Source organism: Frankia sp. CcI49, from assembly GCF_001983215.1.
GTDB lineage: Bacteria > Actinomycetota > Actinomycetes > Frankiales > Frankiaceae > Parafrankia > Parafrankia irregularis.
In genome coordinates this window covers 39,057-64,207 of sequence record NZ_MOWP01000032.1, presented here as the reverse complement: position 1 = coordinate 64,207, position 25,151 = coordinate 39,057, and the positions used below count along the sequence as shown (strand labels likewise).

General features: G+C 68.5%; 21 protein-coding genes and 2 pseudogenes. 11 read left to right on the top strand and 12 right to left on the bottom strand.

Going from position 1 to position 25,151, the window contains the following annotated elements; genetic code table 11:
• Window positions 1–44: 44 nt before the first annotated feature.
• The 4 genes from CcI49_RS28685 to CcI49_RS28670 all read right to left on the bottom strand — a co-directional run bounded on the left by CcI49_RS28685 (window position 45) and on the right by CcI49_RS28670 (window position 3,629).
• Entirely contained in the window at window positions 45–455 is a 411-nt protein-coding gene (locus CcI49_RS28685) for an arsenate reductase ArsC (protein WP_076831321.1), read from the bottom strand.
• A 191-nt stretch (window positions 456–646) separates the two neighbouring features.
• A complete protein-coding gene (locus CcI49_RS28680) occupies window positions 647–2,110 on the bottom strand; it encodes an FAD-dependent oxidoreductase (protein ID WP_116437530.1) in 1,464 nt (487 codons plus the stop codon).
• 197 nt (window positions 2,111–2,307) lie between these two features.
• Window positions 2,308–3,096, bottom strand: a complete 789-nt coding sequence (locus tag CcI49_RS28675; protein WP_076831314.1) for an MIP/aquaporin family protein — start codon at window positions 3,094–3,096, stop codon at window positions 2,308–2,310.
• Between the two features lie 5 nt (window positions 3,097–3,101).
• The gene (locus tag CcI49_RS28670; RefSeq protein WP_076831309.1) at window positions 3,102–3,629 is read right to left on the bottom strand and encodes an ArsI/CadI family heavy metal resistance metalloenzyme; all 528 of its coding nucleotides are present in this window, start codon (window positions 3,627–3,629) and stop codon (window positions 3,102–3,104) included.
• A gap of 102 nt (window positions 3,630–3,731) precedes the next feature.
• Here CcI49_RS28670 and CcI49_RS28665 point away from each other — a divergent pair, with 102 nt between their 5' ends.
• Window positions 3,732–4,127: a metalloregulator ArsR/SmtB family transcription factor gene (locus tag CcI49_RS28665; protein WP_076831825.1), complete on the top strand. Its 396-nt coding sequence runs from the start codon at window positions 3,732–3,734 to the stop codon at window positions 4,125–4,127.
• 478 nt (window positions 4,128–4,605) lie between these two features.
• On the opposite strand, the gene CcI49_RS42255 is transcribed toward CcI49_RS28665, so the two are convergent.
• Entirely contained in the window at window positions 4,606–4,746 is a 141-nt protein-coding gene (locus CcI49_RS42255; protein WP_158230825.1) for a hypothetical protein, read from the bottom strand.
• Between the two features lie 1,049 nt (window positions 4,747–5,795).
• Between CcI49_RS42255 and CcI49_RS28660 the strand changes: the two genes are divergently transcribed.
• The 9 genes and pseudogenes from CcI49_RS28660 to CcI49_RS28620 all read left to right on the top strand — a co-directional run bounded on the left by CcI49_RS28660 (window position 5,796) and on the right by CcI49_RS28620 (window position 15,783).
• A complete protein-coding gene (locus CcI49_RS28660; protein WP_076831305.1) occupies window positions 5,796–6,035 on the top strand; it encodes an acyl carrier protein in 240 nt (79 codons plus the stop codon).
• Window positions 6,032–6,724: a hypothetical protein gene (locus CcI49_RS39995; RefSeq protein ID WP_083749774.1), complete on the top strand. Its 693-nt coding sequence runs from the start codon at window positions 6,032–6,034 to the stop codon at window positions 6,722–6,724. Before CcI49_RS28660 ends, CcI49_RS39995 begins: the two co-directional genes overlap by 4 nt.
• Window positions 6,721–8,544: an HAD-IIIC family phosphatase gene (locus CcI49_RS28650; RefSeq protein ID WP_076831298.1), complete on the top strand. Its 1,824-nt coding sequence runs from the start codon at window positions 6,721–6,723 to the stop codon at window positions 8,542–8,544. Before CcI49_RS39995 ends, CcI49_RS28650 begins: the two co-directional genes overlap by 4 nt.
• 204 nt (window positions 8,545–8,748) lie before the next feature.
• Window positions 8,749–9,510 carry an SDR family NAD(P)-dependent oxidoreductase gene (locus tag CcI49_RS28645; protein ID WP_076831294.1) on the top strand — a complete coding sequence of 254 codons (762 nt, stop codon included), beginning with the start codon at window positions 8,749–8,751 and terminating at the stop codon, window positions 9,508–9,510.
• A 299-nt stretch (window positions 9,511–9,809) separates the two neighbouring features.
• Window positions 9,810–11,108, top strand: a complete 1,299-nt coding sequence (locus CcI49_RS28640; protein ID WP_116437529.1) for an acyltransferase — start codon at window positions 9,810–9,812, stop codon at window positions 11,106–11,108.
• 226 nt (window positions 11,109–11,334) lie between these two features.
• Window positions 11,335–12,372 (top strand): glycosyl hydrolase, encoded by a 1,038-nt coding sequence (locus tag CcI49_RS28635; protein WP_241840285.1) that lies wholly within the window; start codon window positions 11,335–11,337, stop codon window positions 12,370–12,372.
• A gap of 551 nt (window positions 12,373–12,923) precedes the next feature.
• Window positions 12,924–14,435: a SulP family inorganic anion transporter gene (locus CcI49_RS28630; RefSeq protein WP_076831288.1), complete on the top strand. Its 1,512-nt coding sequence runs from the start codon at window positions 12,924–12,926 to the stop codon at window positions 14,433–14,435.
• A gap of 358 nt (window positions 14,436–14,793) precedes the next feature.
• Window positions 14,794–15,262 (top strand): annotated as a pseudogene (locus tag CcI49_RS28625) (Na+/H+ antiporter NhaA); the annotation flags it as partial.
• A gap of 35 nt (window positions 15,263–15,297) precedes the next feature.
• Window positions 15,298–15,783: pseudogene (locus CcI49_RS28620) on the top strand (YibE/F family protein).
• 239 nt (window positions 15,784–16,022) lie between these two features.
• Here the strand turns inward: CcI49_RS28620 and CcI49_RS28615 are convergent.
• The 7 genes from CcI49_RS28615 to CcI49_RS28585 all read right to left on the bottom strand — a co-directional run bounded on the left by CcI49_RS28615 (window position 16,023) and on the right by CcI49_RS28585 (window position 23,636).
• Complete coding sequence (locus tag CcI49_RS28615; RefSeq protein ID WP_241840283.1) at window positions 16,023–16,442, bottom strand: NUDIX domain-containing protein; 420 nt, start codon at window positions 16,440–16,442, stop codon at window positions 16,023–16,025.
• A gap of 137 nt (window positions 16,443–16,579) precedes the next feature.
• Window positions 16,580–17,488, bottom strand: coding sequence for a TerB family tellurite resistance protein (locus CcI49_RS28610; RefSeq protein WP_083749772.1), 909 nt, complete (start codon window positions 17,486–17,488; stop codon window positions 16,580–16,582).
• Between the two features lie 441 nt (window positions 17,489–17,929).
• Window positions 17,930–18,196: a GlsB/YeaQ/YmgE family stress response membrane protein gene (locus CcI49_RS28605; protein ID WP_076831279.1), complete on the bottom strand. Its 267-nt coding sequence runs from the start codon at window positions 18,194–18,196 to the stop codon at window positions 17,930–17,932.
• Between the two features lie 181 nt (window positions 18,197–18,377).
• Window positions 18,378–19,994, bottom strand: a complete 1,617-nt coding sequence (locus tag CcI49_RS28600) for a wax ester/triacylglycerol synthase domain-containing protein (RefSeq protein ID WP_076831276.1) — start codon at window positions 19,992–19,994, stop codon at window positions 18,378–18,380.
• A 29-nt stretch (window positions 19,995–20,023) separates the two neighbouring features.
• On the bottom strand, window positions 20,024–20,479 hold the full coding sequence (locus tag CcI49_RS28595; protein WP_076831270.1) for a TerB family tellurite resistance protein: 456 nt from the start codon (window positions 20,477–20,479) through the stop codon (window positions 20,024–20,026).
• A gap of 1,124 nt (window positions 20,480–21,603) precedes the next feature.
• Complete coding sequence (locus CcI49_RS28590) at window positions 21,604–23,259, bottom strand: NRAMP family divalent metal transporter (RefSeq protein ID WP_076831267.1); 1,656 nt, start codon at window positions 23,257–23,259, stop codon at window positions 21,604–21,606.
• Window positions 23,256–23,636, bottom strand: a complete 381-nt coding sequence (locus CcI49_RS28585; RefSeq protein WP_083749771.1) for a metalloregulator ArsR/SmtB family transcription factor — start codon at window positions 23,634–23,636, stop codon at window positions 23,256–23,258. The genes CcI49_RS28590 and CcI49_RS28585 overlap by 4 nt, the downstream gene beginning before the upstream one ends.
• Window positions 23,637–24,350: 714 nt before the next feature.
• Between CcI49_RS28585 and CcI49_RS28580 the strand changes: the two genes are divergently transcribed.
• Window positions 24,351–25,013, top strand: coding sequence for a glycosyl hydrolase (locus CcI49_RS28580; protein WP_076831261.1), 663 nt, complete (start codon window positions 24,351–24,353; stop codon window positions 25,011–25,013).
• Window positions 25,014–25,151 lie beyond the last annotated feature (138 nt).

The window sequence follows — 25,151 nt, the reverse complement described above, 5'->3', positions numbered from 1 at the left end:
GGCGGTGGCGTGCTGTGCGGCTCGGTCGTTCATGGCGGGTGGGGTCAGGAGGGGGTGGGGAGGAGTTCATCGATGAGCTTTTGGACACGGCTGTGGATCTCGTCGCGGATGGGGCGGACGGCGTCGATGCCCTGGCCGGCTGGGTCGTCGAGTTTCCAGTCCTCGTAGCGGGTGCCGGGGAAGACGGGGCAGGCGTCGCCGCAGCCCATGGTGATGACGACGTCGGAGGCTTCGACGGCGTCGATGGTGAGGATCTTCGGGGTCTCGTGGGTGATGTCGATGCCGACTTCGGCCATGGCGGCGACCGCGGTGGGGTTGATCTGGTCGGCGGGAGCGGAGCCGGCGGAGCGGACTTCGATGCGGCCGGCGGCGAGGTGGGTGAGCCAGCCGGCGGCCATCTGGGAGCGGCCGGCGTTGTGGACGCAGACGAATAGCACGGACGGCTTCGTGGTCATGAAAGGGCGATCTTTCGTGAGGAGGATGCCCCAGGGAATGGGGGGCCGGTGACGCCGCGGATGGGGCCGGAGGATGACGCGTTCGGCGCCGACAGCTGGCAGGACGCCGAGTATGCGCGGCCTGCCGTGCCCGCTGGTGACCGTGGCGGGGCAGGGCGCTCGGGATGWCGGTGCCGGGTGCTGGGGGGATGTCAGAGAGCGGCGGTGGGTGTGCTGCTCCTGTGTTCGCGGGTCCAGGTCTGGGCGGCGATCTGAACGGCGTCCCAGGGGGAGCCCAGGGGTGGTGTGTAGGCGAGGTCGAGGTCGTTGAGGGCGTCGATGGTCATGTGGTGGTGGATCGCGGTGGCGTAGGTGTCGACCCGTTTCGCGATCTCGCTGCCGCGGCGGCCGACAAGCTGCGCACCGAGGAGCTGCCCGGTGGTCGTCGACCCGGTGAGACGGATCGTGAGGGGCTGGGCGCCTGGGTAGTACGCCTTGTGGTCGTCGGCACGGGTCTGGCTGGTCGCGGGCTGGTAGCCGGCGGCGACGGCTTCGTGGTCACGCAGACCGGTGCGGGCGGCGATGGCGTCGAAGACCTTCACGACCTGGGTGCCGAGGCTGCCGGTGAAGGCCCGCCGGTGGCCGAGGGCGTTCTCGCCGGCGACGCGGCCTTGTTTGTGGGCGGTGGTGCCCAGTGGCAGCCAGGTGGTGCCGAGCAGCCGGTGGTGGGTCCGCACGCAGTCGCCCGCGGCGTAGATGTCGGGCAGGCCGGTTTCCATCTGTTCGGTGACGATGATCGCGCCGCGTGGGTCGAGGGTGGCTCCGGCGGTGGCGGCCAGGCGGCTGTCGGGGCGGACACCGGTGACGACGAGGACGAGGTCGGCGTGGCGGATGGTGGGGGTGGTGGTGCCGTCGGGGCTGGTGGTGGCCGCGTCGACGCGGAGCCGACCCGGCGCGCCGGGTTCGGCGCGGGTGAGGGACCGCACGGTGGTCCGGGCCAGGACAGTGACGCCGTGGTGGGTGAGTTCGTCGGTGACGAGCGCACCCAGCTGCGGGTCCAGGGTGGGCAGGACCTGCGGAGCCATCTCGATCTGGGTGACCGCGAGCCCGCGGGTGGTGAGGGCTTCCGCCATTTCCAGGCCGATGTACCCGGCGCCGATGACGATCGCGGTCGCGGGCTGGTCATCGACGAGACCCCGCATGATCGCGTGGGTGTCGGCCATGGAGCGCAGCAGGTGCACCCCGTCCGCCGGGCCTAACCCGGTGCCGGTGGTGGGGGTGAGCAGGTCACCGGGGTCGGCGAGCCCGGCGATGGGCGGGACGGCCGGCAAGGCCCCCGTCCCGATGACCAGCTTGTCGTAGGGGATCTGTTCCTCGCCGCCGTCGGGGCGGCGGACGGTGAGCCGGTGGCCGGGTACGTCGATGCCGGTGGCCAGGGTGTTCGTCCGTAGCCGCATGCCGGTGGCTTCCAGGTCGGCGTGGGTGCGGTGGGCCAGGTGGGTCCAGTGACCGACCTCGCCGGACAGGTAGTAGGGGATCCCGCAGATCGAGAAGTTGGGGTAGTCGTCTGCGACGATCACGGTGACGTCGGCGGACGGGTCGAGTTCACGGGCGCGCAGTGCCGCGGAGATCCCCGCGTCACTGCCCCCGATCGCGACCAGATGCACGGCAGACAGGTCCTTTCACAGCGGTGAGGCATGTGAGGTCAGGCGCGAGCGGCAGGAAGGAAGCCGGCGGGCACCTCGTCCACCGCGTCGGCGGTGAACGTCGTGTCGTCGTAGGCCGGCCGCGAGAGGGTCGCCGGCAGGGCGCCCGGCCGGTCGACGGGTCAAAGGCTCCGAACAGGCCCGGCGCGGTGGGCTGCTGGTGCCGGTCAGGAAACCCCTCGGGTCGCGTGTGGCGCGGCGCTGTTCGCCGTCGCCTCGGAGCCCGCGGGGGGTAGCAGCATCTGCGCGGCCTGGGCGCGGGCCGCCGCGGTGGGTGGGTAGAACAGCCGGACCAGTCCGAAACCGACCACCCCGCCGACGGCCTGCGCGGCGATGAACGCTGGGCCGGAGGCGGGGGCGATCCCGGCGAAACTGTCGGAGAACATCCGCCCGACGGTGATCGCCGGGTTCGCGAAGCTGGTGGAGCTGGTGAACCAGTACGCCGCCCCGATATAGGCACCGACCGCCGCCGGGGCCCGTTCGGCCCGATCCGACCGGGCCAGCGAGAAGATCAGCAGGACCAGGCCGGCGGTCGCGACGATCTCGGCGAGCAGATGTGCCCCCGAGGCCCGATGGTGCGTGGAGATCGACACCGCCGACTGGTCGAACATCAGGTTCGCCAGCACCGCCCCCGCCACACAGCCGGCGACCTGGGCGGGCAGGTAGGCGGCGGCGTCCCGCCACGACAACCCCCCGAACGCCGCGTCGACGAAGCTGACTACCGGGTTGAAGTGCGCCCCGGATACCGGCCCGACCATCAGGATGACCGCGAACAGGCCTGCCGCGGTCGCCGCCGCGTTCTCGACCAACTGCAGCCCCACCTGCCCGGGACTCAACGTGGTCGCCGCGATTCCGGAACCGATGACCAGGGCGGCGAGCAGCATGCTGCCCACCGCCTCGGCCACCAGACGCCGCCCCAGCGGAGGCCGGCTGTCCGGCCTGTCGGCATCTCCCACCGCGGTCAGCCGGCCGCAGCCGGCGCCGGCTCGACACCCATGACGCCGCTGGTGTCCGTGGCCGGGCCGCAGTCCACCCCCGGACCGCAGGCACACGCCGACCCCGGCCCGCCGTCGGGCTGCACCGTCCGCAGCATCGGCACCGACCCGTCGACCACATCGGACAGCACCGTGTACACCTCCCACGGCGCGCCGTCCGGGTCATYGACCCACACCTTGTCCTGAACCGCGTAGCAGCAGGCCGTGTTCTCCTCGACTGCGGTCGCGAGCCCGTCACCCGCCAGCCGGGTCGCCGCGGCGGTCACCTCGTCGGTGGACTCGACCTCCACCCCGAGATGGTTCAACGCCCCCGCCACCCCGGCGCCACGGGCCTGCGGGTTCTCGATCAGCACCAGCTTCAACGGCGGCACGTCCACGGCGAAGTTCGCGTACCCCGGCCGGCGCTTCGCCGGCTCCACCCCGAACAGCTTCGTGTAGAACACCACCGCCGCGTCCACATCGGACACGTTCAACGCCAGCTGCACCCGCGCCATCACCCTCACCCCTCACACATCGACATGCGTCTATGTCCTGGCGGGAGCGAGCATGCCCGCAGACATAGACCGCTGTCAATACCGGATGGCATGCTGGCCCCCATGGCCACGTCCTCCGCATCCGCCCGGCCGACTACCAGCGCCGCCCTGGACATCCCTGACGACCTCGGCGGTGCGATCGCGGCCTGCTGCACCCCGCTGGCCGCAGCGCCCCTCTCGGCGGCCGATGCCGACCGGCTCGCCGCCGTTCTGAAGGCGATCGCCGTCCCGACTCGGCTGCGCCTCCTGTCGATGATCTACGCTCGCGAGGGTGGCGAGGCCTGCGTCTGCGAGCTCACCGAACCCCTCGGGCTGACCCAGCCCACCGTCAGCCACCACCTGAAAGTCCTCGTCGACGCCGGCCTGATCACCCGCGACAAACGCGGCGTCTGGGCCTACTTCCGGCCCGTCCCGGGTGCCATGAACAGCCTCGCCGCTGTCTTCGGCCCCGCGCGGTAAGGGCGAGATCCGACCCCTCGACGTTGCGGGGATCGTGAGACTGTTGCATGGGCGGCGTCTTCGATCGCGCCGCAGGGCGGGGTCCGGTGAGGTTTCCGTACCGCCGTCCCTGAACTCACATCAGGTGACCCAAGATTCCGAGTCGGATGGGTCAACTGAGACCAGTCGAGTGTTCCGATCAGGGGCCTGCGCACGAGGATCTGACGTTGATCGATCCTGTTGGTGCGGCCGTTGGCCAGTCTGACGTCTTGGGCGCAGAAAGCCGTTCCGTTGATCGTCGTGCTCGCGAGACTGTTAGATTGTTTGATCTGGAATCTCGCCTCGTAGGCCAGTCATCCCGCGCACAGCTGATCCACTGGATCTCCATGTCATCCAGGATCAATCGGACCGTTCCAGTGTACGACCCCTCACCTCATCTCAGGTTCCGATCCGTTGCGTGTGTCAGCGGTTCTTCGGCGCGCTTTCCTTATGGGGGCGTTCATTCTGTGGCAATGTTCTGCGTTTTTAAGAAAGGGTTCACGCGGGTGAGGCGCCGACCAGGGAACGGTGCGCCGACGGCGTCGATGATCAGGTTGGAGGTCTGTTGGGCGCCCTGTACTGCGATGTACTCGGCGGTCATGAATCCGGTGGTCTCGTGGTGCGTGGTGTACCAGCGGACTGTGCGGGTGGGGTCGGGTGCGCTGCGCGGGCGAGGACCCCGGGGGCGTGGCTGTGCCCCACACCAGAAGCAGGCTGGCCATCTCGGATCTGAGGCACGCGGGCAGTACGGCGAATCCGGCGACCATCGCTGCTGCCCAGACGAGGTCGTTGAGGAGGGCGGCCGTGGGGCGGCCTTCGGTGAAGAGGGTGTAACGCCAGGAGTCTTGGAGAAGCAGCGCGGGCATCACGATGCCCATGGCCGCGAGGCTGACGCCCAGAGTGCCGGTACTCACCGCAGTACTGGCAAGGAGCATTGTCCCGGCAGCGGCGCCGATGGTGAGCGCCGTGCCGCTGGAGGCCCTGGCTGCCGAGCGAAAGTCGTCAGGGGTGGCGGTCACGTAAGTGGATGCCGAGTGGTGCGGTCGAGGTGAGGAGGGAGAGGCCTACGACCAGGGCGAAGATCGTGTAGGAGGTGGCGAACGCGCCGAACTCGGCGGCGCTGCGCGCCGTGCGGTTGACGATGTTGACCGCGGCGTTCGTTCCGCGGATGCGACTTGGTCAACGACTGTCCACAGAGCCTTCGTCGTGCCGCCGCAGCGTCGGGAGGGCGTGGTAGCACGGGCAGGCCGTGTTGTTGTCGCCCGCCGTCGCGTTCTGTAGGCGGCTCCCGCCGCCATAGGTGGGTGACCAGGTGGGTGCTGTGGGGCGTCGCGGATGGCCCCGCTGCCTGCGGGCAGCTCGCTGGTGCTGGTGTCCGCGGCGTCGCGCGGGGAGTCCCCGTCTCCTGGCCGGATCCTAAGCGGGGTTTGCCCACGGCGTGGTCAGGCGCTGTGTGGCTGCGAGCGGGGGGACGGCTGGTTCAGGAGGGCGTACCCCACCCGGTGGGATCGCGTCACAAGGACAACTCTACCCTTACGTTAGTGTCGAGTTCGGGGGTGTATGCGGACTGGAGGGAATCGTCAGCCGTTCGCCGCACACGGATCGACACGCAAGTGGGAGGCAGCGGTCTGTCGATGAGGGAGGTACGCGGTGACTGTTGAGGCGCGTCTGGTGGGAGTCTTCCGTGCGGTCTTCGGGAACGATGACCTGGTTGTCCGGGACTCCACGACGKCGGAGGAGGTCCCTGGCTGGGACTCGCTCGCTCACATCAACCTCATGTTCTCGATCGAGAACGAGTTCGGTGTGCGGTTCACGGACGATCAGCTGACGAGCTTCGCGAACGTTGGTGAACTGCGACGTTTCCTGGAGTCCCGGGTGCATGCCGCATGACGGCGCGCCCCCGGCCTGACCGCCCAGACATCCAGCCGGGTCCGCAGGGAGACGGGCCCGAGGCAGCGGACCGCACCGGTGGGGCGGCGAGTACCGCTAGTCTGGCAACGCTCCTCCGGGAGGACCGTAAACGCCACTACGGGTCGATAGCGCATCCGGGTTTCCATGTCCTGCTGGTCTACCGGCTCACCCGCTGGTCGACGGCGACGGCAGGCCCGGCCGCCCGCGCCGTCGGGTTGCTGTGTAAGACGGTGAACAACCTCGTCATCCGCAACCTCTACGGGGCCGAGGTGTCCGCGCAGGCCGTGATCGGCCGACGCGTCCTCATTGGACATCACCAGGCTGTGCAGATACCGCCGTTCAGCGTGATCGGCGACGACTGTCTCCTGCGGCACAACGTCACGATCGGCCTCGCCAGATCGGCCGCGCCTCGCACCACCGTTCCCCACATCGGGCGCGGTGTGGAGATCGGATCCGCAGCGAGCCTGCTGGGCCCGATCACCGTCGGCGACCGGGCGAAAATCGGACCCAGCGCGCTCGTCACGGTCGACCTTCCCGCCGACTCGACCGCGTTCGCGCAGCCCGCCCGCGTCATGCGCCCATGCCAGCCGGCCACCGCACCCGAGCCACGCTCCGACCGCGACAGCCGACCGCACGCCAGCCGCCTCGACGACGGACAGGAATCATGACGGCACCGACGGCTCCCTCGCCTGACGAAGTCGTCCAGGCTTCGCTGGGACGCGCCCGCGTCCTGACGGACGCCGGGGATGCCACGGGGGCGCTGCGCGAGCTCTTCCGCATGATCGACGCGGACAGCACCTTCACCACCTGGCTGGCGGCAGCGGGTGTGGCCCGGCGCTGCCTTGCATCCGCCGAACTGCCTCGCTCCGCCCGCGTCGCCGTGCTGGGCAGCTACACGACCGCGCAATTCAGCGGCCTGCTCCCCCTGGCAGCCGCGCGCGCGGGCATCGCGGTCGCGGTCTACGAGGCCGGCTACGACCAGTACCAGCGCGAGATCCTTGATTCCGACAGCGGCCTGTACCGGTTCCGCCCTGACCTTGTCGTGCTGGCGGTTCACGACGGCGCAGTGTCCCTGCCCACCTGGCCGGGGGACCTGGCCGACGCGGAGGCCGCGGTCGACGCGGAGGTGGCACGTTTCCGCGGCATGTGGGACACGGTGACGTCGCGGTGCCACGCACGGATCGTCCAACACACCATCGCGATACCGGCCGAGGTGGCTCTCGGGCATCTGGCTGCCCGGCTCCCCACCTCGCGGCTGACGATGCTGCGCAGGTTCAACGCCGCACTGAGCCAGGCAGCCGGTGACACAGTGGCCGTCGTCGACTGCGAACGCCTCGCCGCCGCGGTCGGCACCGACACCTGGTTCGATGCCCGCTACTGGCACCGCGCCAAGCAGGCGGTCTCCCTGAGCTGCATCCCCCTGCTTGCGCGCCACACCGCTGCGGTGATCGCAGGGACGCTCGGCCGCAGCCGTAAGTGTCTGGTCCTCGACCTGGACAACACCCTGTGGGGCGGGCTCCTCGGAGAGGACGGCCTCACCGGCATCGCGCTCGGCGCCGGACCGACCGGGGAGGCCTTCACCGCCTTCCAGAACTACGTCCTGGAGCTGAAAGAACGTGGGGTGATCCTCGCGGTCTGTTCCAAGAACAACCGCTCCGACGTCCTGGAGGCGTTCACCCGCCACCCTGACATGCGGCTGCGCGTCGAGGACATCGCCGTCCTGTCGGTGGGATGGGACGACAAGGCACACCAGATCCGGGCGATCGCCGACACCCTGGCGATCGGGCTTGACGCTCTCGTCTTCGTCGATGACAACTCCGCCGAGCGTGCCCTTGTCCGGCAGGCGCTGCCCGAGGTGGACGTCGTGGACCTTCCCGAGGACCCGCACGACTACGTCCGGACCCTGGCGTCCTACCCCTACTTCGAGACCAGGGCGATTACTGCTGCCGACCGGGAACGAACCGCCCAGTACCAGGCCCGCGCACGGGCCGCCGACCTCCGTCGCGACGCCGGCGACGACCTGTCCGCGTTCCTACGCGACCTTGACATGACCGCGACCGTCGTGTCGGTCGACGAGCTCACCCTCCCGCGGGTCACCCAACTGATCAACAAGACCAATCAGTTCAACGTCACCACGCGCCGCCGGGGTGAGGCGGAGGTTCGGGCCCTCGCCGCTGATCCCGACGTCCTCGCCCTCTGCGTCCGGCTTGCCGATCGCTTCGGTGACCATGGCCTGGTCGGGGTGCTCATCGCCCGTATCAGCGGACCTGTCCTCGACATCGACACCTGGCTGCTCAGCTGCCGCGTCATCGGACGCACCCTCGAAGACGAGATGCTGGGCCTTCTGATCGAGACCGGCCGCCGGCGGGGCGCCCACATCCTGCGTGGCACCTATCATCCCTCGCCGAAGAACGGTCATGTCGCAGACCTCTACCCGCGGCTCGGCTTCGAACGATCCGGTGACAACGACGCACCGACCACCACCTGACACCTCGCTCTTGACCAGGCGAAACCACCCCCGGGCTTCATCCGGATCGCTCGAACGCCCTGAAAAGGCACAGATCGTCCGCCGGAAACACCCACATCTGACCACTCGACCGTCACAGCGCCTTCGCCCCAGCCAGTCGTCATCGGAAGGCGGCGGTCAGAGCGGGCCGTCGTCGCTGCACGGCGAGGGAAACGTGCCGACCTGATGACATCTACACCACCAGCCGCCGAGAACCTCGCGACGCATCGTCTCCACGGCCGCGCGGCGCTCGTGACCGGCGCTTCCCACGGAATCGGTCGCGCGACAGCACTGCTTCTCGCGCTGGAAGGCGCCGTGGTGGTCGCGACCGGACGCGACGAGCGGGCCCTGGCCTCCCTGGCCACTGAGGCCCGGCGCGGTGGGGGCGTCGTGCACCCCCATCGTGCTGATCTCACCGACGGTGACGAACGTGCTCGACTGGCGGACATCGCCCGACGCGCAACAGGCCGAGTGTCCATTTTGGTGCATTCAGCTGGAGTCCACCGAAGCGACCCGCTCGCCTATGCGTCCCTCGCTCGCTTCGACGAACAGTTCGCGGTGAACGTCCACGCCCCCTACGCGCTGACTCAGCGGCTCCTTCCCGAACTCACCGCGGCCTGCGGCGACATCGTCTTCATCAACTCGACCCAGGGAATATCCGCAAGCGCCGGGGTCAGCCAGTACGCAGCGACAAAGCATGCCCTCCGGGCGGTGGCTGATGCTCTGCGCGCTGAGGCGGCGGGCACAGGAGTGCGGGTGTCCACCATTTTTCCTGGCCGTACGGCGACGCCGATGCAGGAACAGATCTTCCGGAACGAGGGCCGGCAGTGGAACCCCGACCTGCTCGTGCAGCCTCACGACATCGCCAGCCTGGTCGTGACCGCGGTGGCATTACCGGCCCGAGCTGAGCTCTCGGAGGTCGTGATAAGACCCGCATGCAAGCTGTGATCGCACCTGAGGTGCCCTGTCCAGCTGACGAGCCGCTGCACCGCGGCACCCGATCCTGCCGCCCGGCTCGGTGACATCAGACATGGCTGCCGTCGACCGGACGGACAACTCGCCACGCACGACCGAACCTCGACCACCCCTCCGGCCGGAGGCGCCCGGCCGGGTTGCGAAACCTGCCAGAGCACCGACGCAGCGAGGTGGCGCGCTGGTTTCGCAGCAGCGCGACCGCCGTGCATTGCCATCAGGAGTCTCAGAAATCAACGCTCACATCGAGCATGGTGCGACAAAGGATCCCCGGCATGACTGAGCAGCACCAGACAGAGGCGGCAAGTGCGGACACCATCCGTCTCGGACGAGCTGGTCTCGCCGCCAGCTCCCCGACACCGGAACCCTTTGATTCCGGCGTGCCCCGGTCCGTCGCCGCACCGCGGCCAGGAGCCATCCCCTACAACCCGGCGCTGGACGGACTGCGCGCCCTCGCCGTGCTGGCGGTGCTCGGCTTCCACATGGAGGCGCTCAGCGGCGGCTATCTCGGCGTGGACGTCTTCTTCGTGCTCAGCGGCTTTCTCATCACCAGCCTTCTGCTTGCCGAACGGGAACGCACGGGAGGAATATCCCTGGCCGGGTTCTACGTCCGCCGTGCCTTCCGACTGCTTCCGGCATTCGCCGTCTTCGTCGCGGCCGGCTCGGTCCTCGTGGCCTTCGCGGATCGAGAGGAGCGCGACAACTTCATCATGAACGCGGTCACCGCGTTCGGGAACATCAACAACTACTTCCGTGTTCTGAGCATCGACTCGGACAGTAACTGGCTTGGTCATGTCTGGTCGCTGTCAGTGGAAGAACAGTTCTACCTGCTCTGGCCGCTCGGCCTCATCCTCCTGTGCCGACATCCAGCGGCTCGCCGGCGACTCCCGTTGATCATCCTCTGCCTGGTGGTGCTCGTCGTTGTCTGGCGGGAGGTCCTCATCGCCGTCGGCGTGAGTGGCCTGCGGATCTACTGGGGCCTCGACACCCGCGCGGACGCCCTTCTCATCGGATGCGCCCTCGCCGCATGGCTGCGGCACGGCCCACGCGTCCGCGGGAACGGGCCGGGGTCACGGTTCACAGCGGGCGCGCGACCACTCGCGCTGGCGGGCTGGACCGCCCTGGCGCTGCTGGTCGGGGCAGTGGTGATCGCCCCTGACGTCAGCACGCGGATCACCATGCTCGATCACGGTGGTTACACCACGATTGCATTGCTGGCCGCGGTGCTGATCCTCTCCCTTGACCGGCAGCCGGCGAACACGTTGGGCCGCCTGCTCGGAAGTGCGCCGCTGTCCTGGCTTGGTCGTATCTCCTACGGCTTCTACCTGTGGCACTATCCGGTCACTGGCATCGTGCGCGACAGGGCCGGAGAACGTATCGGCCAGTGGCCCTCAGTCGGGGTCGCCATCGTCCTGAGCACGGGACTCGCCGCCGCTTCCTATTACCTCGTCGAGCGGCCGGTTCAGCGACACCGACCTCGATGGGCAACGGCCCCGGCTACCACGACCCGGCGCCTCATCCGAGCGCAGAGCGAGGCGCATAACCTCGGGTCTGCGGGACGGCCGACTTTCTAGGCCACTCGCGCCCCCAGCGGAATGCGGGGACGCACCTGATCCAGGCCGCGACATCGCCATCACCATGCGCATTCTTGCGCCCCCGACGGCACTCCCGGGCCAACAAGCTTTTCGGGCAACCCTCACGTAACGGTAGAGTCGGTCTATGAAGCTGCGGAACCGGCGAGGCTAGGACATGGAGCATCGCCGCACTCCCGGTGTATCCCATCGGCGGGCGATGTGGCTGATGGGTGCCGGCGCAGCCGTCATGGCCGGGATCCTCGTCATCGTCCTCCTCGTCGTGGTGAGCGGAACCGACGAACGGCCCGCGCCGCCTGCGGCGACGGGCCCGCTGCCAACACCAGCGGCCACCATGGGAAGCACCGGCAGGGCTTGGCCGTCCGGTGCGAACGCGAACCCCCCGCAGGACATCCGCGCCTGGGAAGCATGGCTCGGCCGCCCAACCGACGTGGCCGTCGTGTTCACCGCCCGGAGTAACTGGCAGACGATCACACGCGACGACTGGCCGATGAGCATCTTCCGTCCCGACGCCTACCCGGGGATGCTCTCGGTGGCCCAACCTCTGTTTCCCCAGGACGGCAACGAGGCGGCGTGCGCCCGAGGCGACTACGACCAGCAGTGGGCGGTGTTCGGTCAGACACTGGTGCGCAACGCCAGACCGGACGCGATCGTCCGGCCTGGCTGGGAGTTCAACGGCACCTGGTTCTGGTGGACGCCACACGACACCGCTGTATGGAAGCAGTGCTTCCGACAGGTCGTCACGGCGATCAGAAGCACGGCACCGGACGTGCGGATCGACTGGAACATGACCGGACACCAGAACCGCTTGCGCAACGGCGACGGTGTATGGGGGGCCTACCCCGGCGACGACGTCGTCGACATCGTCAGCATCGACGCCTACGACTCGTATCCGGCGTCCACCACCCAGGAGGCCTTCGATCGGAATTGCACCAGTGACTCCGGCGCATGCACCGTCGCCAGGTTCGCCCGGGAGCACGGCAAGCAGTTCGCGGTGCCGGAATGGGGAATGGATCACAGAAAAGGTGGTGGTGGAGACAACMCGTACTACATCGAGAAGATGTACGACCTGTTCGTGGTCAACCGGGACATCCTCGCCTATGAGGCCTACTACAGCGCTGGTGCCCAAGAGGCGGAAAACGTGCAGTCGGCCCTCGTAGTCGACCTCAACCCCAACGCCGCCCGGCGCTACCTCGAACTGTTCGGCGAACCCGCGACCCTGCCGTCCTCGGTGGTCAGAAAATGACGGTGCGATCCCGCTGGGCGGGCAAGCTCCCGGTCTCACTGACGGTGACCCGACGGTGAGACACGCGGATGGAGAAGTGCTGGCGGGACTCTCCGGTGGCGGTTGACGAGTCTGCGTGCCCGCGGCGAGGACGTCTGGCGGTTGTCCAACTCTCGTCAAGGTCTGACGCCGAAGATCTGAAACTCTACCCTTACGTTAGGGTAGAGTTTCGGGTGTGACGAGACCCGGTGTCGCTGCCGTACTGCCGCGCGCCGATGGGGGCCGTCATCTCAGTGGTGACCCCGGTCCCCACGCGAGACGCTTCTGCGTGAACGCGTGACGTTCCTCGCCGTCGCCCGCCCACCGTGACTGTCACCGGGCAGATCCTGATGGCCCTTGATAACAGTCCCCCGCACCATCGGGCGGAGTGCTGCCACGTCAACCGTCTCGTTGCTCCAGCTCCACGCCCCGCACCGCGGTTCGCGGTGGGCAGGCTCGGTCGCATCTCTGCTTTCCGCATGCCCTGACCTGCCTGACGGGTGTGCCCGAATAGGACAGGTCCGTGGTTCGTCGTGTCTTCTGCTGTTACCGCTGGGTCCAGGGCGCTACGCCTGCGCCTTCTGACCCCTGTCTGGGTGTCTGACCCGAAGGTCTGGCGGACCGAGGTCCTCGCGGGCCTCGTCGTCGCGCTCGCGCTGATCCCCGAAGCGATCTCGTTCTCGATCATCGCCGGGGTCGACCCCGAGGTTGGCCTGTTCGCATCCTTCACCATGGCCGTCGTCATCTCGGTCGCCGGTGGCCGACCCGCGATGATCTCTGCCGCCACCGGCGCCGTCGCCCTGGTCATCGCGCCTCTGACTCGCGAGCATGGACTCGGCTACCTCACCGCCGCTGTCGTCCTCGCCGGCGTCTTCCAGGTCGTCCTGGGCGCTCTGGGGATCGCGCGACTCACGCGGTTCATTCCCCGCTCGGTCATGGTCGGCTTCGTCAACGCCCTGGCTATCCTGATCTTCCTGGCGCAGGTCCCCGAGATGCGGGACGTGCCCTGGGTCGTGTACCCGATGATGATCGGTGCTCTGCTCCTGATGGCGCTATTCCCGAAGATCACCACTGTGGTGCCGGCGCCGCTGCTGTCCATCGTGGTCCTGACCGTCATCACTGTCTCGGCCGGGATCGCCGTGCCGGCTGTCGGCGACAAAGGGACTCTGCCGTCCTCGCTGCCCCTACCCGCGGTGCCGGACGTCCCGTTTGCCCTGGACACGCTGACGACCATCGCCCCGTACGCCCTCGCGATAGCGCTGGTCGGACTGATGGAGTCGCTGATGACGGCCAAGCTCGTCGACGACATCACCGACACCCCGTCCAACAAGACCCGCGAATCGATCGGGCAGGGTATCGCCAACATCGTCACCGGCTTCTTCGGTGGCATGGGTGGCTGCGCCATGATCGGGCAGACGATGATCAACGTGAAGGTCTCCGGCGCTCGTACCCGACTGTCCACCTTTCTCGCCGGGGTCTTCCTGATGCTGCTCTGCGTCACTCTCGGCCCCGTCGTCTCGGACATCCCCATGGCCGCACTGGTCGCGGTCATGATCATGGTGTCATTCGCGACCTTCGACTGGCACTCCATCGCCCCGAAGACCCTGAAACGGATGCCCGCCGGGGAGATCGCCGTCATGGTGATCACGGTTGCGGTCGTGGTCGCCACCGACAACCTCGCGATCGGTGTCGTCGTTGGCTCCGTCACCGCGATGGTCATCTTCGCCAGGCGGGTCGCCCACCTCGCCGAGGTCACCTCCGTCACCGACCCCGACGGCACCAGCGTGGTCTACCAGGTCACCGGTGAACTGTTCTTCGCCTCGTCCAACGACCTCGTCGGCCAGTTCAACTACGTAGGCGACCCCGACAGGATCGTCATCGACCTGTCCGCGGCGCATATCTGGGATGCATCCTCCGTCGCCGCACTCGACGCGATCGAGACGAAGTACGCCCAGCGCGGCAAGGCCGTCGAGATCACCGGCCTCAACGATCCCAGCGCCCAGCTCCACGACAGGCTCAGCGGCAGCCTGGTCACCAGTCATTGACCTGGACGTCTGTCGGGTCGTGGGATGGGCCGCTGCGCCCGGCCGGCGGGCTGGGGCGATATGGTGAGATTGGTGCGCCGGGAAGTCTGGTCGGCATGATGATGCGTCTGTTCTGCCTGCGTTCCCTACCCGTTCGAGGCGGTCATGGGGCGGGGCGTCAGGACGTCGCATATGACTGGGCTTGTCGAAGGGATATGCATGCCTGCCGCGCCGTCCGGTACCCCGACGCCAGAAGGCTCGGAGCGGTCCGGTTCCCCCCGCTCGTCTCCTGGCCCGACCGAGCTGGCCCCGTGCCCAGCAGGTCACCGGTGCACAGCGCAGCGAGACGGTGGGTGGCCTCCTGCTCCTGGCTGGAGCGATGGTAGCGCTGGTCTGGGCGAACTCACCCTGGCGTGAGGCCTATACGACGCTGACGGGGACCTACGTGGGGCCGGAAGCGTTGCATCTGCGCCTGAACCTCTCGCGCTGGGCGTCCCGACGGCCTACTGGCGATCTTCTTCTTTGTCGTGGGCCTCGAACTGAAACGCGAGTTTGTCCTTGGTGAGCTGAGATCACCTAGCCGGGCTGCCCTACCGATTGTCGCGGCGATTGGCGGGATGGCGTTGCCCGCCCTGATCTACACATTGATCAACGGTCTGTCCTCGGACGGCGCGCCTCAGGGGTGGGCGGTGCCGACAGCGACCGACATCGCGTTCGCCGTCGCGGTGCTGGCCATGATCAGTACCCATCTTCCGGTGGCGCTCCGCTCGTTTCTGCTGACCCTGGCCGTCGTCGACGACCTGCTCGCCATCACGATCATCGCGGTGTTCTTCACCGACTCGCTCAGCCCGCGTTCGCCGGGCAGCTGAGCCTCCCCGGCCTCGTGCTCGCCAGTGTCATCATCGGCTCACTCGGCCTGATCAACGACATGACGATCACGCAGGCCGCCGCATTATGGGAGGTCGCAGGCGCCGCCCCGGACGTCTCGTTGTGATATCTGTACCGCTCCGGGATGCGGGTCGGACGCGACCACATCGCCTCCAGCGTCTACACCCTGGTGCTCGCCTACGCCGGCGCCGCCCTCCCGACCCTGCTCCTGTTCACCCTCGCCGACCGCAACAGCGCCGACCGCAACAGCGCCGACCTGGCCGGCACCGATCTCGTCGGGRCCGAGATCGTACGAACCGCCGCCGGCACCGTCGCCCTGGTCGCCTCGGTACCCCTCACCACCGCCATCGCCGCCCTCGCGGCCTCACGACGGCACCCCCCAAGCCCGAAAACACCTCCGACCGGTACCGGCAAGGCCGACCCGGCTCCGGACCGTCACGTCGATGCAGACACTCAAGCTCTCACCTACCGGCCCAGGTAGCGTCCGCCGTGCGGGAGCGTCGGTGAATCGGGGGCGTGGCTCAACCCTGCCGGTCCGGTCGTCCCGGAACACGAGACTCCGCCATCCCGGAGATGCTGAGCGAATGATCATCGATAGTGGCGCTCGCTCCCACAGCGCTCCTCGTGACCACGCGGGACCGAACACAGTCCCCGGTGACGTTGTTGAGGTTGAGAAGGAACCGTCAGGCCGCTCGCGAGGTAGCCGCCACGCGGATTGCTCTACGGGGCTGGCCTCCAGCTGGGACGTCTGCTGTTGACCCAGTCCGTTATCGCGGCGGTGGTCGCAGCGGGGCGTATGTCGAGTGCGGGTAGGCGGTCGAAGGCGACCGACACGATGTCGATCCCGTCCTCGCGACTGCCGATGTCGGCGCCCCAGGGCACCTGCGCCGCGAAGAGAAGGTTGATTTCGTGGAAGATGGTACCGCCTTCGTCGTAGAGATGCTCGACGCAGCCGAGAAACTCGATGTTCCGGACCCGTAGTCCGGTCTCTTCGTCGGTCTCCCGGCGAAGCGCCGTCTCAATAGACTCGCCTGGTTCGACGTTCCCTCCTGGCAGGAAATACCAGTTCTGTCCCCGGTGGTTCGCGAGCAGCAGCCGGTCCTCGGTGAAGGCTACGAGGCGGGCGCTGACCTCGATCACGATGTCGGCCGGTCGAGAGATAGGGCGGGCATAGATGCGGTGGTTTGCGCGGTATCCTCCGATATGGCGGGTCTGCGTGTGCAGATGACGCCTGGGCCAGTGCCGGGTTGGCGCGCTCGATGCGAGCCGCTGAGTTTCTAGGGCGAGGCCGGCAGTCCGAAATCGGCGGGGTCGAAGCCGAGATGTTGTGCGACCTCGGCCACCACGGCCTGTTCCTGGGAGACGAATTCTCCGTCGATGCCGCCCAGCACGATGCCGAGGCGTACGACGGCGGCGGCCTGCACGCTCCTGCCGCGCACCTTCGCAATCTCGGCGAGCGCCGATTGTTTCCCTGCGTTGAAGTCTCGCATCAGATCCGCCAGCAACGCCTGGAACGCCGTCCGGAGATCGTCGGTCGAAAAATACGACATCACGGGGTCGGTGGCCACGAACGCCTCAAAGCCGTCGATCTCGGCCGGGTCGATATAGCCGTCGGCCGCGGTGACCAGCGCGGAGACGGCGACCGCGGCATCGCGGAACCGCCGGCTCCGCAGCTGCTCACGCCGCGCGGCCAGCTGTGCGCGTAGTGACGTCACGGATGGATGTAGATCCGGGTCAGAAGCGGATGACCGCAGGCCGCGCCAGATCGGCCAGCTCTCCGTCAGCCATCGTCGAACCGCCCAGCCGACTGGGCGTGGCGCCAGCCGTACCGCGAGCAATGCGTCGGTGTGGACTTCGACGAGCTCGCCCTCCACGTGCAGGGGCCTGGAGGTCGCCGGCCATTCTGTCGCGAAGACCAGGGACAGCACGTTGCCGGAATGTGGCGATCCGCTCGCTTTGGCGTCGTCGTGTTCGACCGCTGCGACGAAGTGACAGCGTTCGACGAGGGAGCGGTGGTCGACACGGACGTGGCGGGCCAGGGCTGACTCGACTCTTTCCCCGCTGGTCACGAGCCCGCCGGGTAGCACGTTCCATCGATGACCGGGTCTGCTGACCAGCAGCATCCGATCGTCTCGCAGTGCTACGAGCCGGACGTCGACCCTGTGCGGGTCCTTCACGGATGCCATGTCGGTCAATCCTCCCGACGTAACGCTGCGCGTACCACGGCCATTGTCGGCGATTCAGCCTTCCTGTGATGAAATCTGGCGATCGATCAAAGAATCCGGGCGGCTCCTGGAATGGTCGCCGAGGTGCGGCAACGGCTGGCGGAAAAGCCGTGGCTGATCGCAAAGCTGCCGTGCCCAAGCGCGAGGAATTTCGGTTACTTGACGGGATTCTGTGCGTCGCTGGAGCTGTCCTGCCGCGAAGGCATGTGACTCGAAGGAGGCAGTCGCACCGCACGCACGCCGGTCGTTCGTTCGTGATCCCATGGGGAGGACAAGGATCGGCCCGCCGCCGAACGCCTGGTCGACTGGTGGCGGTGAGCCCTGTCACCTGCGCGGTCGCGCATGAATCAGGTAGATCGTGGCCGCTGGGAACGAGGCCTGATGAGCCCGTTCCCGGGATCATCAACGGCGCTGGTAGGCGGTCCAGGCGGGTGTGAGCGCAACGATCAGTGCGGCGGCGGCACCGATCTGGAGGAAGTGGCGTATCCAGTCGACGCCCGAGGTATGGCGGACACCGATCGCGCTGGCGAGGATGTTTCCCACGAGCGCGCCGACGATCCCGACGACGATGGTCAGCCAGATCGGGATGTTCTGCCTGCCGCGCAGGACCAGCCGTGCCAGCGCGCCGATGACCAGGCCGGCGATGACGATCCAGATGAGTTGGAACATGGTGACCTCTCTGCTCTGTGAGGCGAGATGGGCGTGGGGCGTGACGAGGTGATGCTGGCCTGGCGCTCCGGAGGCCCGCCGCGAGGGAGGCGTTCCGCTTCGGCTGGCCCAGCCCTCGGGCGCCGCGTCGCGTCGGGCGTACGACTGTCCGGCGGCGCAGTGGTGAGGACCAGGGCCGAACTCACGCTGGTCCGTCTGGCGGTGATGGGTGGGGTCGCTGTCCAGACGTGAGGGCGGGAAGGTGCGGTGGGGGCGCCGGTAGGCGTTGGCCAGGCACGGGCAGGGCGATAGATGATCTGTGCAGGAGGTCCTGGAACGCATTGCTGAGGCCKGTGCCGACGGCGGTGGGGTCGAGCCGGGTCGTGTCGATGGTGGTGCTCAGGCAGTAGTGGCCGTTCCATCCCATGGCGCCGACAGCCAGCGGGACGCCGTCGGCGAGGGGGACGATCGGGTGGACGGTACACAGCGGGAAGTCGAGCAGTCGCAGTGCTTCCGCGGGTCCGGGCATGTTGGTGACGATCGCGTCGAAGTGGGGAGATCGGTACATCTGCCGGGCGGTCATGCGGTGCGCCGCGGTGGGCAGCGCGCCGGCGGCGCGGACGACTGTCGCGCCCGCGAGGGCTCGTGCGGTGGCGTGCGGGCCGGTCTGTTCAGCGATGCGCTGGGCGCGTTCACGGGTGGTCATCCGGCCGAGCGGCACGTCGACGAGCAGACCGGCGGTCAGGTTGCCAGGCGGTCCGAGGTAGCCGGCAGGGCTGGGCGCCCGCAGTGTTGCGGGCACGGCCGTCCGTAGCGTCGCGTTCCGCGGTGGCCGTCCCTGTGCGTCGAGGCAGGCGCGGACCGCCTCACCCACTGCCGCCAGGAGAAGGTCGGTGACCCGCAGGTTCAGCTGGCGTGCCGCCGCGCGGACGGCTGGCAGCGGCCAGGTGTAGGCCTGGAAACGGCGCAGGGGCTCGTCGTCGGCGCACGGTGCGGGGAAGGGACGTGATCTCGCGGCGGTGAGGTCGGTTGCCAGCGATGTCAGTCCGGCCACTGCGGTCGCGGTTCTGGCGAGCCGGCCCGGCGTGGGCCGCTGCGGGGGTGCGGGGCCGGCGGGTGGGGTCAGCAGGTTCCGGAGGAGAGCGATGAGGCCGAATCCGTCCGCGACGGCGTGGTGGACGACGACGACCACCACGCATCGGCCGGGCGCGAGACCGTGCACGAGCCATATCCGCCAGAGCGGACGGCGCTGGTTCAGCGGCCGGGAGGCGAGGTCCGCGACGAAGCCGGCCAGCGCGGGCCAGCCGGCATCTGCTGGCAGCGTCGTCCCGCGGATGTGCCAGTCGAGGTCCACCGCGCTGGGGTCGGACCAGCGGTGGTGCCGCCACGGGCCGGCTGGTTCGACGCCCCGGGTCAGCCGGGTCAGACCGGGCAGGAGGCCCGCGACGTGCCCGCGAAGTCGGGCGAGATCGAGCGGTGACGGTCCGCTGGTGCTGTCGAGGACCGCGACCCCGCCGATGTGCTGGGGATAGGCGGGTGTCTCGACGTGCAGGAAGAACTCGTCCGCGGGGGCGAGACGGCGCTGGTTTCGGCGGCGCGGTCGGGCGCGGTCTGTGGCCGGCCAGACCGCGCCGGACAGGACCCATTCGCCCAGGTCGACGAGCGCGTGGTCGACCACGACGAGTACGACCAGAACCGCGCCGAGCAGCGGACCGCCGCGGGCGACTGCCGACCTGTGTCGCTGGCCCCGCGCGGCGGGCCACGCCGCAGGCGGGATGGACGCGGCAGGCGTCGCCGTGCAGGCTGCGTGGTTCACCATGAGTGCCTCGCCGACTCGGCGACGTGTCGTTACAGGTCGAACTCGTCGGGGCTGATGCCGACCGCGAAGCACGCCTCACGGACGACGGCCTGCTCGGTCTTGTCGAAGTTGCCGTCGGCGCCGCCGATGACAATGCCGATCTGGATGACGGCGCGGGCCTCGGTCGGCTTTTTCTTGACCTTCCCGACCTCCTGGAGGACGGAGACCTTCCCGAGAGCGAAGTCCTGCTGGAGCTTGGCCAGGTAGCCGTCGAACCGGCGGTGCAGGTCATCCGACGGGAAGTTGGTCAGCACCTCGTTCGTCGCGATCAGGGAGGCGACGCGCTGTCGTTCGGCGGGGTCGATGGTCCCGTCGGCGGCGGCTACGAGTGCGCACATGGCCATGCTGGCGTCCCGGAAGGCACCGCTTTTGAGCTCGTTCTTCTTCGCGGTGAGCTGGCCCTGCATCGTCTGCGTGGAGGTGCGCAGGCGGTCCCAGATCGGCATCGTGCTGCCCTGGCCTTTCTCTCGACGTCGGGTGCGGAGTACTTGTGTGCGAGCCGCGGACCGTCACCAGCCGTGTCCCATGGGAACTCCTGAGACGCCGGTCGGGAGGGAACACCCGCGGTCATCTCGCTGTCCGCCCGCCCCAGCAGTCAGGACGGCGGTGCTGGCGGGCTGAGTGTCGAGCGGCGGATCTGCGGTCGGCTCGGCCCGTGTCGCCGCGTGGACGGCGGAGGTCCGGTCGCAGGAGTGACAACGTCGACCCACCTCAGGGAAGCGGAGCCCGTGAGGCGGCGCCACTGTCGGTCTCCTTTCGGCGGCCTGGACCGCGCAGGCGGGTGGAGCGACGTGCCGCGGTTGACTGGCGCTCGTGGGCCAGGGTCACCCTCGGTGCCCGCAGCAACATCACACTGTGGAAACGCCGTCACCGTACCATGAACGATTGTTCATATGTTCGCGTCGGTGATCCCCTCGGCCACCTGGTCGTGTCGACTGTCCGACATCGTTGCCGTGGAGTCCCGCAGGCTGCGGCTGCCACGCCCTGACCGATCCCTGATCGGTGCCGTTTCTGGCCATGGGGCGACCTCGGGAGGTCGACGCGGAACCGCGTTCATCTGGCGGCCCCGGGTCGTGTACGCCCGCTCGCCGCGGTAGGTGGGCCGGCGCTGACTATGGCCGACAGCGTCGGCTACTCCGGAAGGAACAGGTGTGGATCGGTGAGGAGGTGACGGTGGCGAGAACACGCAAGAGTGCCGGGGTGGCGTCGCCCGTCATTCGTGCGAAAGGCCCCGATCCACAGTGTCATTCCCGCGCAGGCTGTTGCGTCCGTCCTGCTGGCCGGAGCCGCCCCAACGCATGATCCCAGTGCGGGCAGGTCGACGGCGTGGGCCTCTGCCGGGCTGTCRTTCACGCTGACCAGGCAAGCTGAACTCCTTCTGCGGGCCGTCGCGCCGGCCGGGGCGCTCGGCGGGAAGCCCCGATGGCGACCCGGGCATAGGCGCCGGGTAGTGGTGGCGTGGGTGCATTCCCTGGCCGCGCTGGACGCCAGGTCTCCCCGGGCTCGTGCCGTCATCGTAGCATGAAGGATCGTTCATGTAACGATGGGAGGGTCGGGTGCTACTCCCCGTTCAGGCGCCGAGGAGTTGGGCGGCCTTCGCCACGATCACGGCGCCGACAAGCAGGAGATAGGCGCGCATGAGGGTCAGGCAGAGCGCGCGGGCCCGTGACGGGAGCGGTGGGTCGAGCGACTCCACGGGGGGCATCGTCCAACTCGACCGGTGAACGTCGAGGGAGGTGTCGGCCCGGGCCCAGGATCGCCGGGCGCTGGGGAGCGTGGCCATGGCGCAGGCGGCGGCGACGACGCTCAGGACGAGAGCCATCGTGCCAACCGGTGCGTCGGGAAAGAGGGTGGTCATAACGAGGAGCGCGGATAGGACGACGAGAGCGCTGGCCACGACGGTGGCCAGGACGTTCAGCCACGGCGGGTTGACCCAGGGCCCGAGTACCTCCCGATCGTTGCACAGCAGGATCAGGAAGACCGATGCGCTCGGCAGGAGGACACCGGCGAGCACGTTCGCCAGCACGGTCACCAACCCCAGCGGTGTGGCCGGCAGGAGGACGACCAGCGCCGCCACGACGATCAGGCCCGCAAAGGTGCCGTGAAACGTCCGTGCCTGCCGCCAGGGCCGGTGCAGGGACTGCCGTAGGCCAGTCGCGTCTCCGACCGCGTACGACGTCGAGAGGCAGACCGCCGCCGCCCCGGCCACGGAGCCACTGAGCAGGGCCAGCGCGAACAGGGCGCCGGCCCACGCCCCCAGCGCGGAGCCCAGGCCGAACGCCACCTGACCCGCGTCGACGAACGGGCCACCGGCACGCTGGTGCAGAACATGGGAGCAGGTCACGAGAACCGCGCACGCGCCCAGCGCGAACAGTCCCGTGCCGAGGGCTGTGTCCACGCGCTCGTAGCGCACCCAGCGGCTCGTGATCCTCTTGTCCACCACATTCGACTGTTGGAAGAACAGCTGCCAGGGGGTCACCGTCGTCCCGACCAGGGCGATGACGAAGAGAACACCCTGCGTGGACAGCGGCGCCGTGACGGCGGCAGCCGCGGGACCAGGGGAGTCCACGCGCGTCCGGAGCAGCGTGACGACCGCGAGCGGGACCACGAGCATGCTCCCCGCGACAGCGGCGAACATGGCGCGTTCCCAGCCGCGGAAGCTTCCCCGCACCGTCACGGCGACCAGGCCCACCGCCGCGACGGGAACCGAGACATAGCGCGGGATGCCGAAGTAACCGCAGGCCAGGGCGATACCGATGAACTCGGTGATGATGGTGAGGGCGTTCAGTGCCAATAGGTCCGCCACGGCGAACCAGCCCCACCGGCGACCGAACCGTTCGAAGATCAGTCGAGCGTGGCCCGCGCCGGTGACCGCACCCAACCGGGCGACCATCTCCTGGTTGACGAACAGCACCAGCGCCAACGGGGCCACCAGCCACAGCAGTTGGAGACCGTGATCGTGCCCGGCCTGGGCGAACAGGGACAGACCACCCGCGTCGTTCACCATGACGATCAGTCCGGGGCCCATCACCGCGGCGAGTGCCGCCAACCGCCGTCGAGCCGGCACCGGGTGGCCGGTCTCGACCACCCGGAGGGTTCCCCAGGCGCCCTGGATGTCTCCCCGGTGCGCCCGGTCCAGCACCGACCGCCGCTCGACGTGCGCACCGAAGGATCCGCGGACGACGACGCCCTGCGGTGACCGTCCTCCCTCCGGAGCGGCGGTCATCCCACCGCGTGCCCGGACGACCTGCCCCGTCCGTGCCCCGCCTCACCCGTCCCCGAGACCCGTCGGACCGCACATTCCAGCAGTGTGTTCACCTCGGTGTCCGCCAACGTGTACACCCGCTGGCGCCCCACCCGCTCCACCCGGACGAGCTCATGCTCACGCAGGACCCGAAGCTGATGCGAAACAGCGGACTGCTCCAACCCGAGCTCGTCCACCAGCTCGCTCACCGAACGCCGGCCCTGTGTCAGACAGGCCAGGATCTGCACCCTGCTCGGGGTCGACAACGCGAACATGACATCGGCGACCTGCTCCGCCGCGGCGTCGTCCAACACGAGCCGGGAGCGGGCCGGGTGGGCTCCCGAATCCGGGTGAGACACCTCGCCAGCCTAAACGAGTGGATGAGAGGTCTGGACAGCCCTGCCGGGCGGTCCATGCCGTGTGACGTTGCGGTGCGGGGACTTTGACCGCACGTCCACCCTTGACCGGGTGGTCCTGGCGAGCCTGGCTTTCCTGCTTCGACACCGCTGTCTGTGGGCGTCGCGGTGCCTTGGTCGCCAGGTGATGCCTGACTGGCGCCGTCGACGCGGCCTCCGGTATGGGTCGCCTCCCCGCCGCGCCGCGCGGTCCGGTGCGGTTGCCGCACCCCGTGTCGACCGCCCTCTGCCATCATTCCTGGTCACCACTGTCGGGTTCCTGTGATCTGGCGGGCGGGATGGGAGCTGGCCGGGTGCGCGTGACCGCGCAGCGTCTTGTGATGGCGGCGCAGTTCTGTCTGCATGTGGCCTTCGCGATGTCCACTTCGCCCGCCCGTTATCACCATGCCGGTGCCGGTGGCTCTGGAGCGGATGATCTCGCCGCACGTGGTGTGGATCTGATGTACGGCGGGCAGATGACGCTGGGCGGACAGGGCCGACGGGGTGCCCTCGCTGACAGGGCTGCTGTGCGCGGTGCTGGTCGCGGCGTCGGATCATCCCCGTCAGGCGGTCCGCCGCGGCATCTTCGGCTCCGTTCACGCCCTGGGTCCCGTGCTCCTGTTTGCTTACTGGCGACCATTCGAGTGCGGTAGACTGCGCCCGGTCGAATATTGACAGGTGTCGGCTTACCTGGTCGGTCAGACACTGGTGCGCAACGCCAGACCGGACGCGATCGTCCGGCCTGGCTGGGAGTTCAACGGCACCTGGTTCTGGTGGACGCCACACGACACCGCCGTATGGAAGCAGTGCTTCCGACAGGTCGTCACGGCGATCAGAAGCACGGCACCGGACGTGCGGATCGACTGGAACATGACCGGACACCAGAACCGCTTGCGCAACGGCGACGGTGTATGGGGGGCCTACCCCGGCGACGACGTCGTCGACATCGTCAGCATCGACGCCTACGACTCGTATCCGGCGTCCACCACCCAGGAGGCCTTCGATCGGAATTGCACCAGTGACTCCGGCGCATGCACCGTCGCCAGGTTCGCCCGGGAGCACGGCAAGCAGTTCGCGGTGCCGGAATGGGGAATGGATCACAGAAAAGGCGGCGGTGGAGACAACCCGTACTACATCGAGAAGATGTACGACCTGTTCGTCGTCAACCGGGACATCCTCGCCTACGAGGCCTACTACAGCGCTGGCGCCCAAGAGGCGGAAAACGTGCAGTCGGCCCTCGTAGCCGACCTCAACCCCAACGCCGCCCGACGCTACCTCGAACTGTTCGGAACACCCGAGCCCCCGCCGTCACCTAATGATCTACTTCAGCGGGGTCAATAGCGCGCCATGGTGGCACCTCACACCTTGGCCGCCTGGCCTCACAGTGGCATCGATCAGCCGCCTACTGCCCTCCGATAGAGGGGGTCCGGCGCCGGTGAAGGACACTGCTCGGCAGTAGGGGCCAGCGAGACGCAGTGG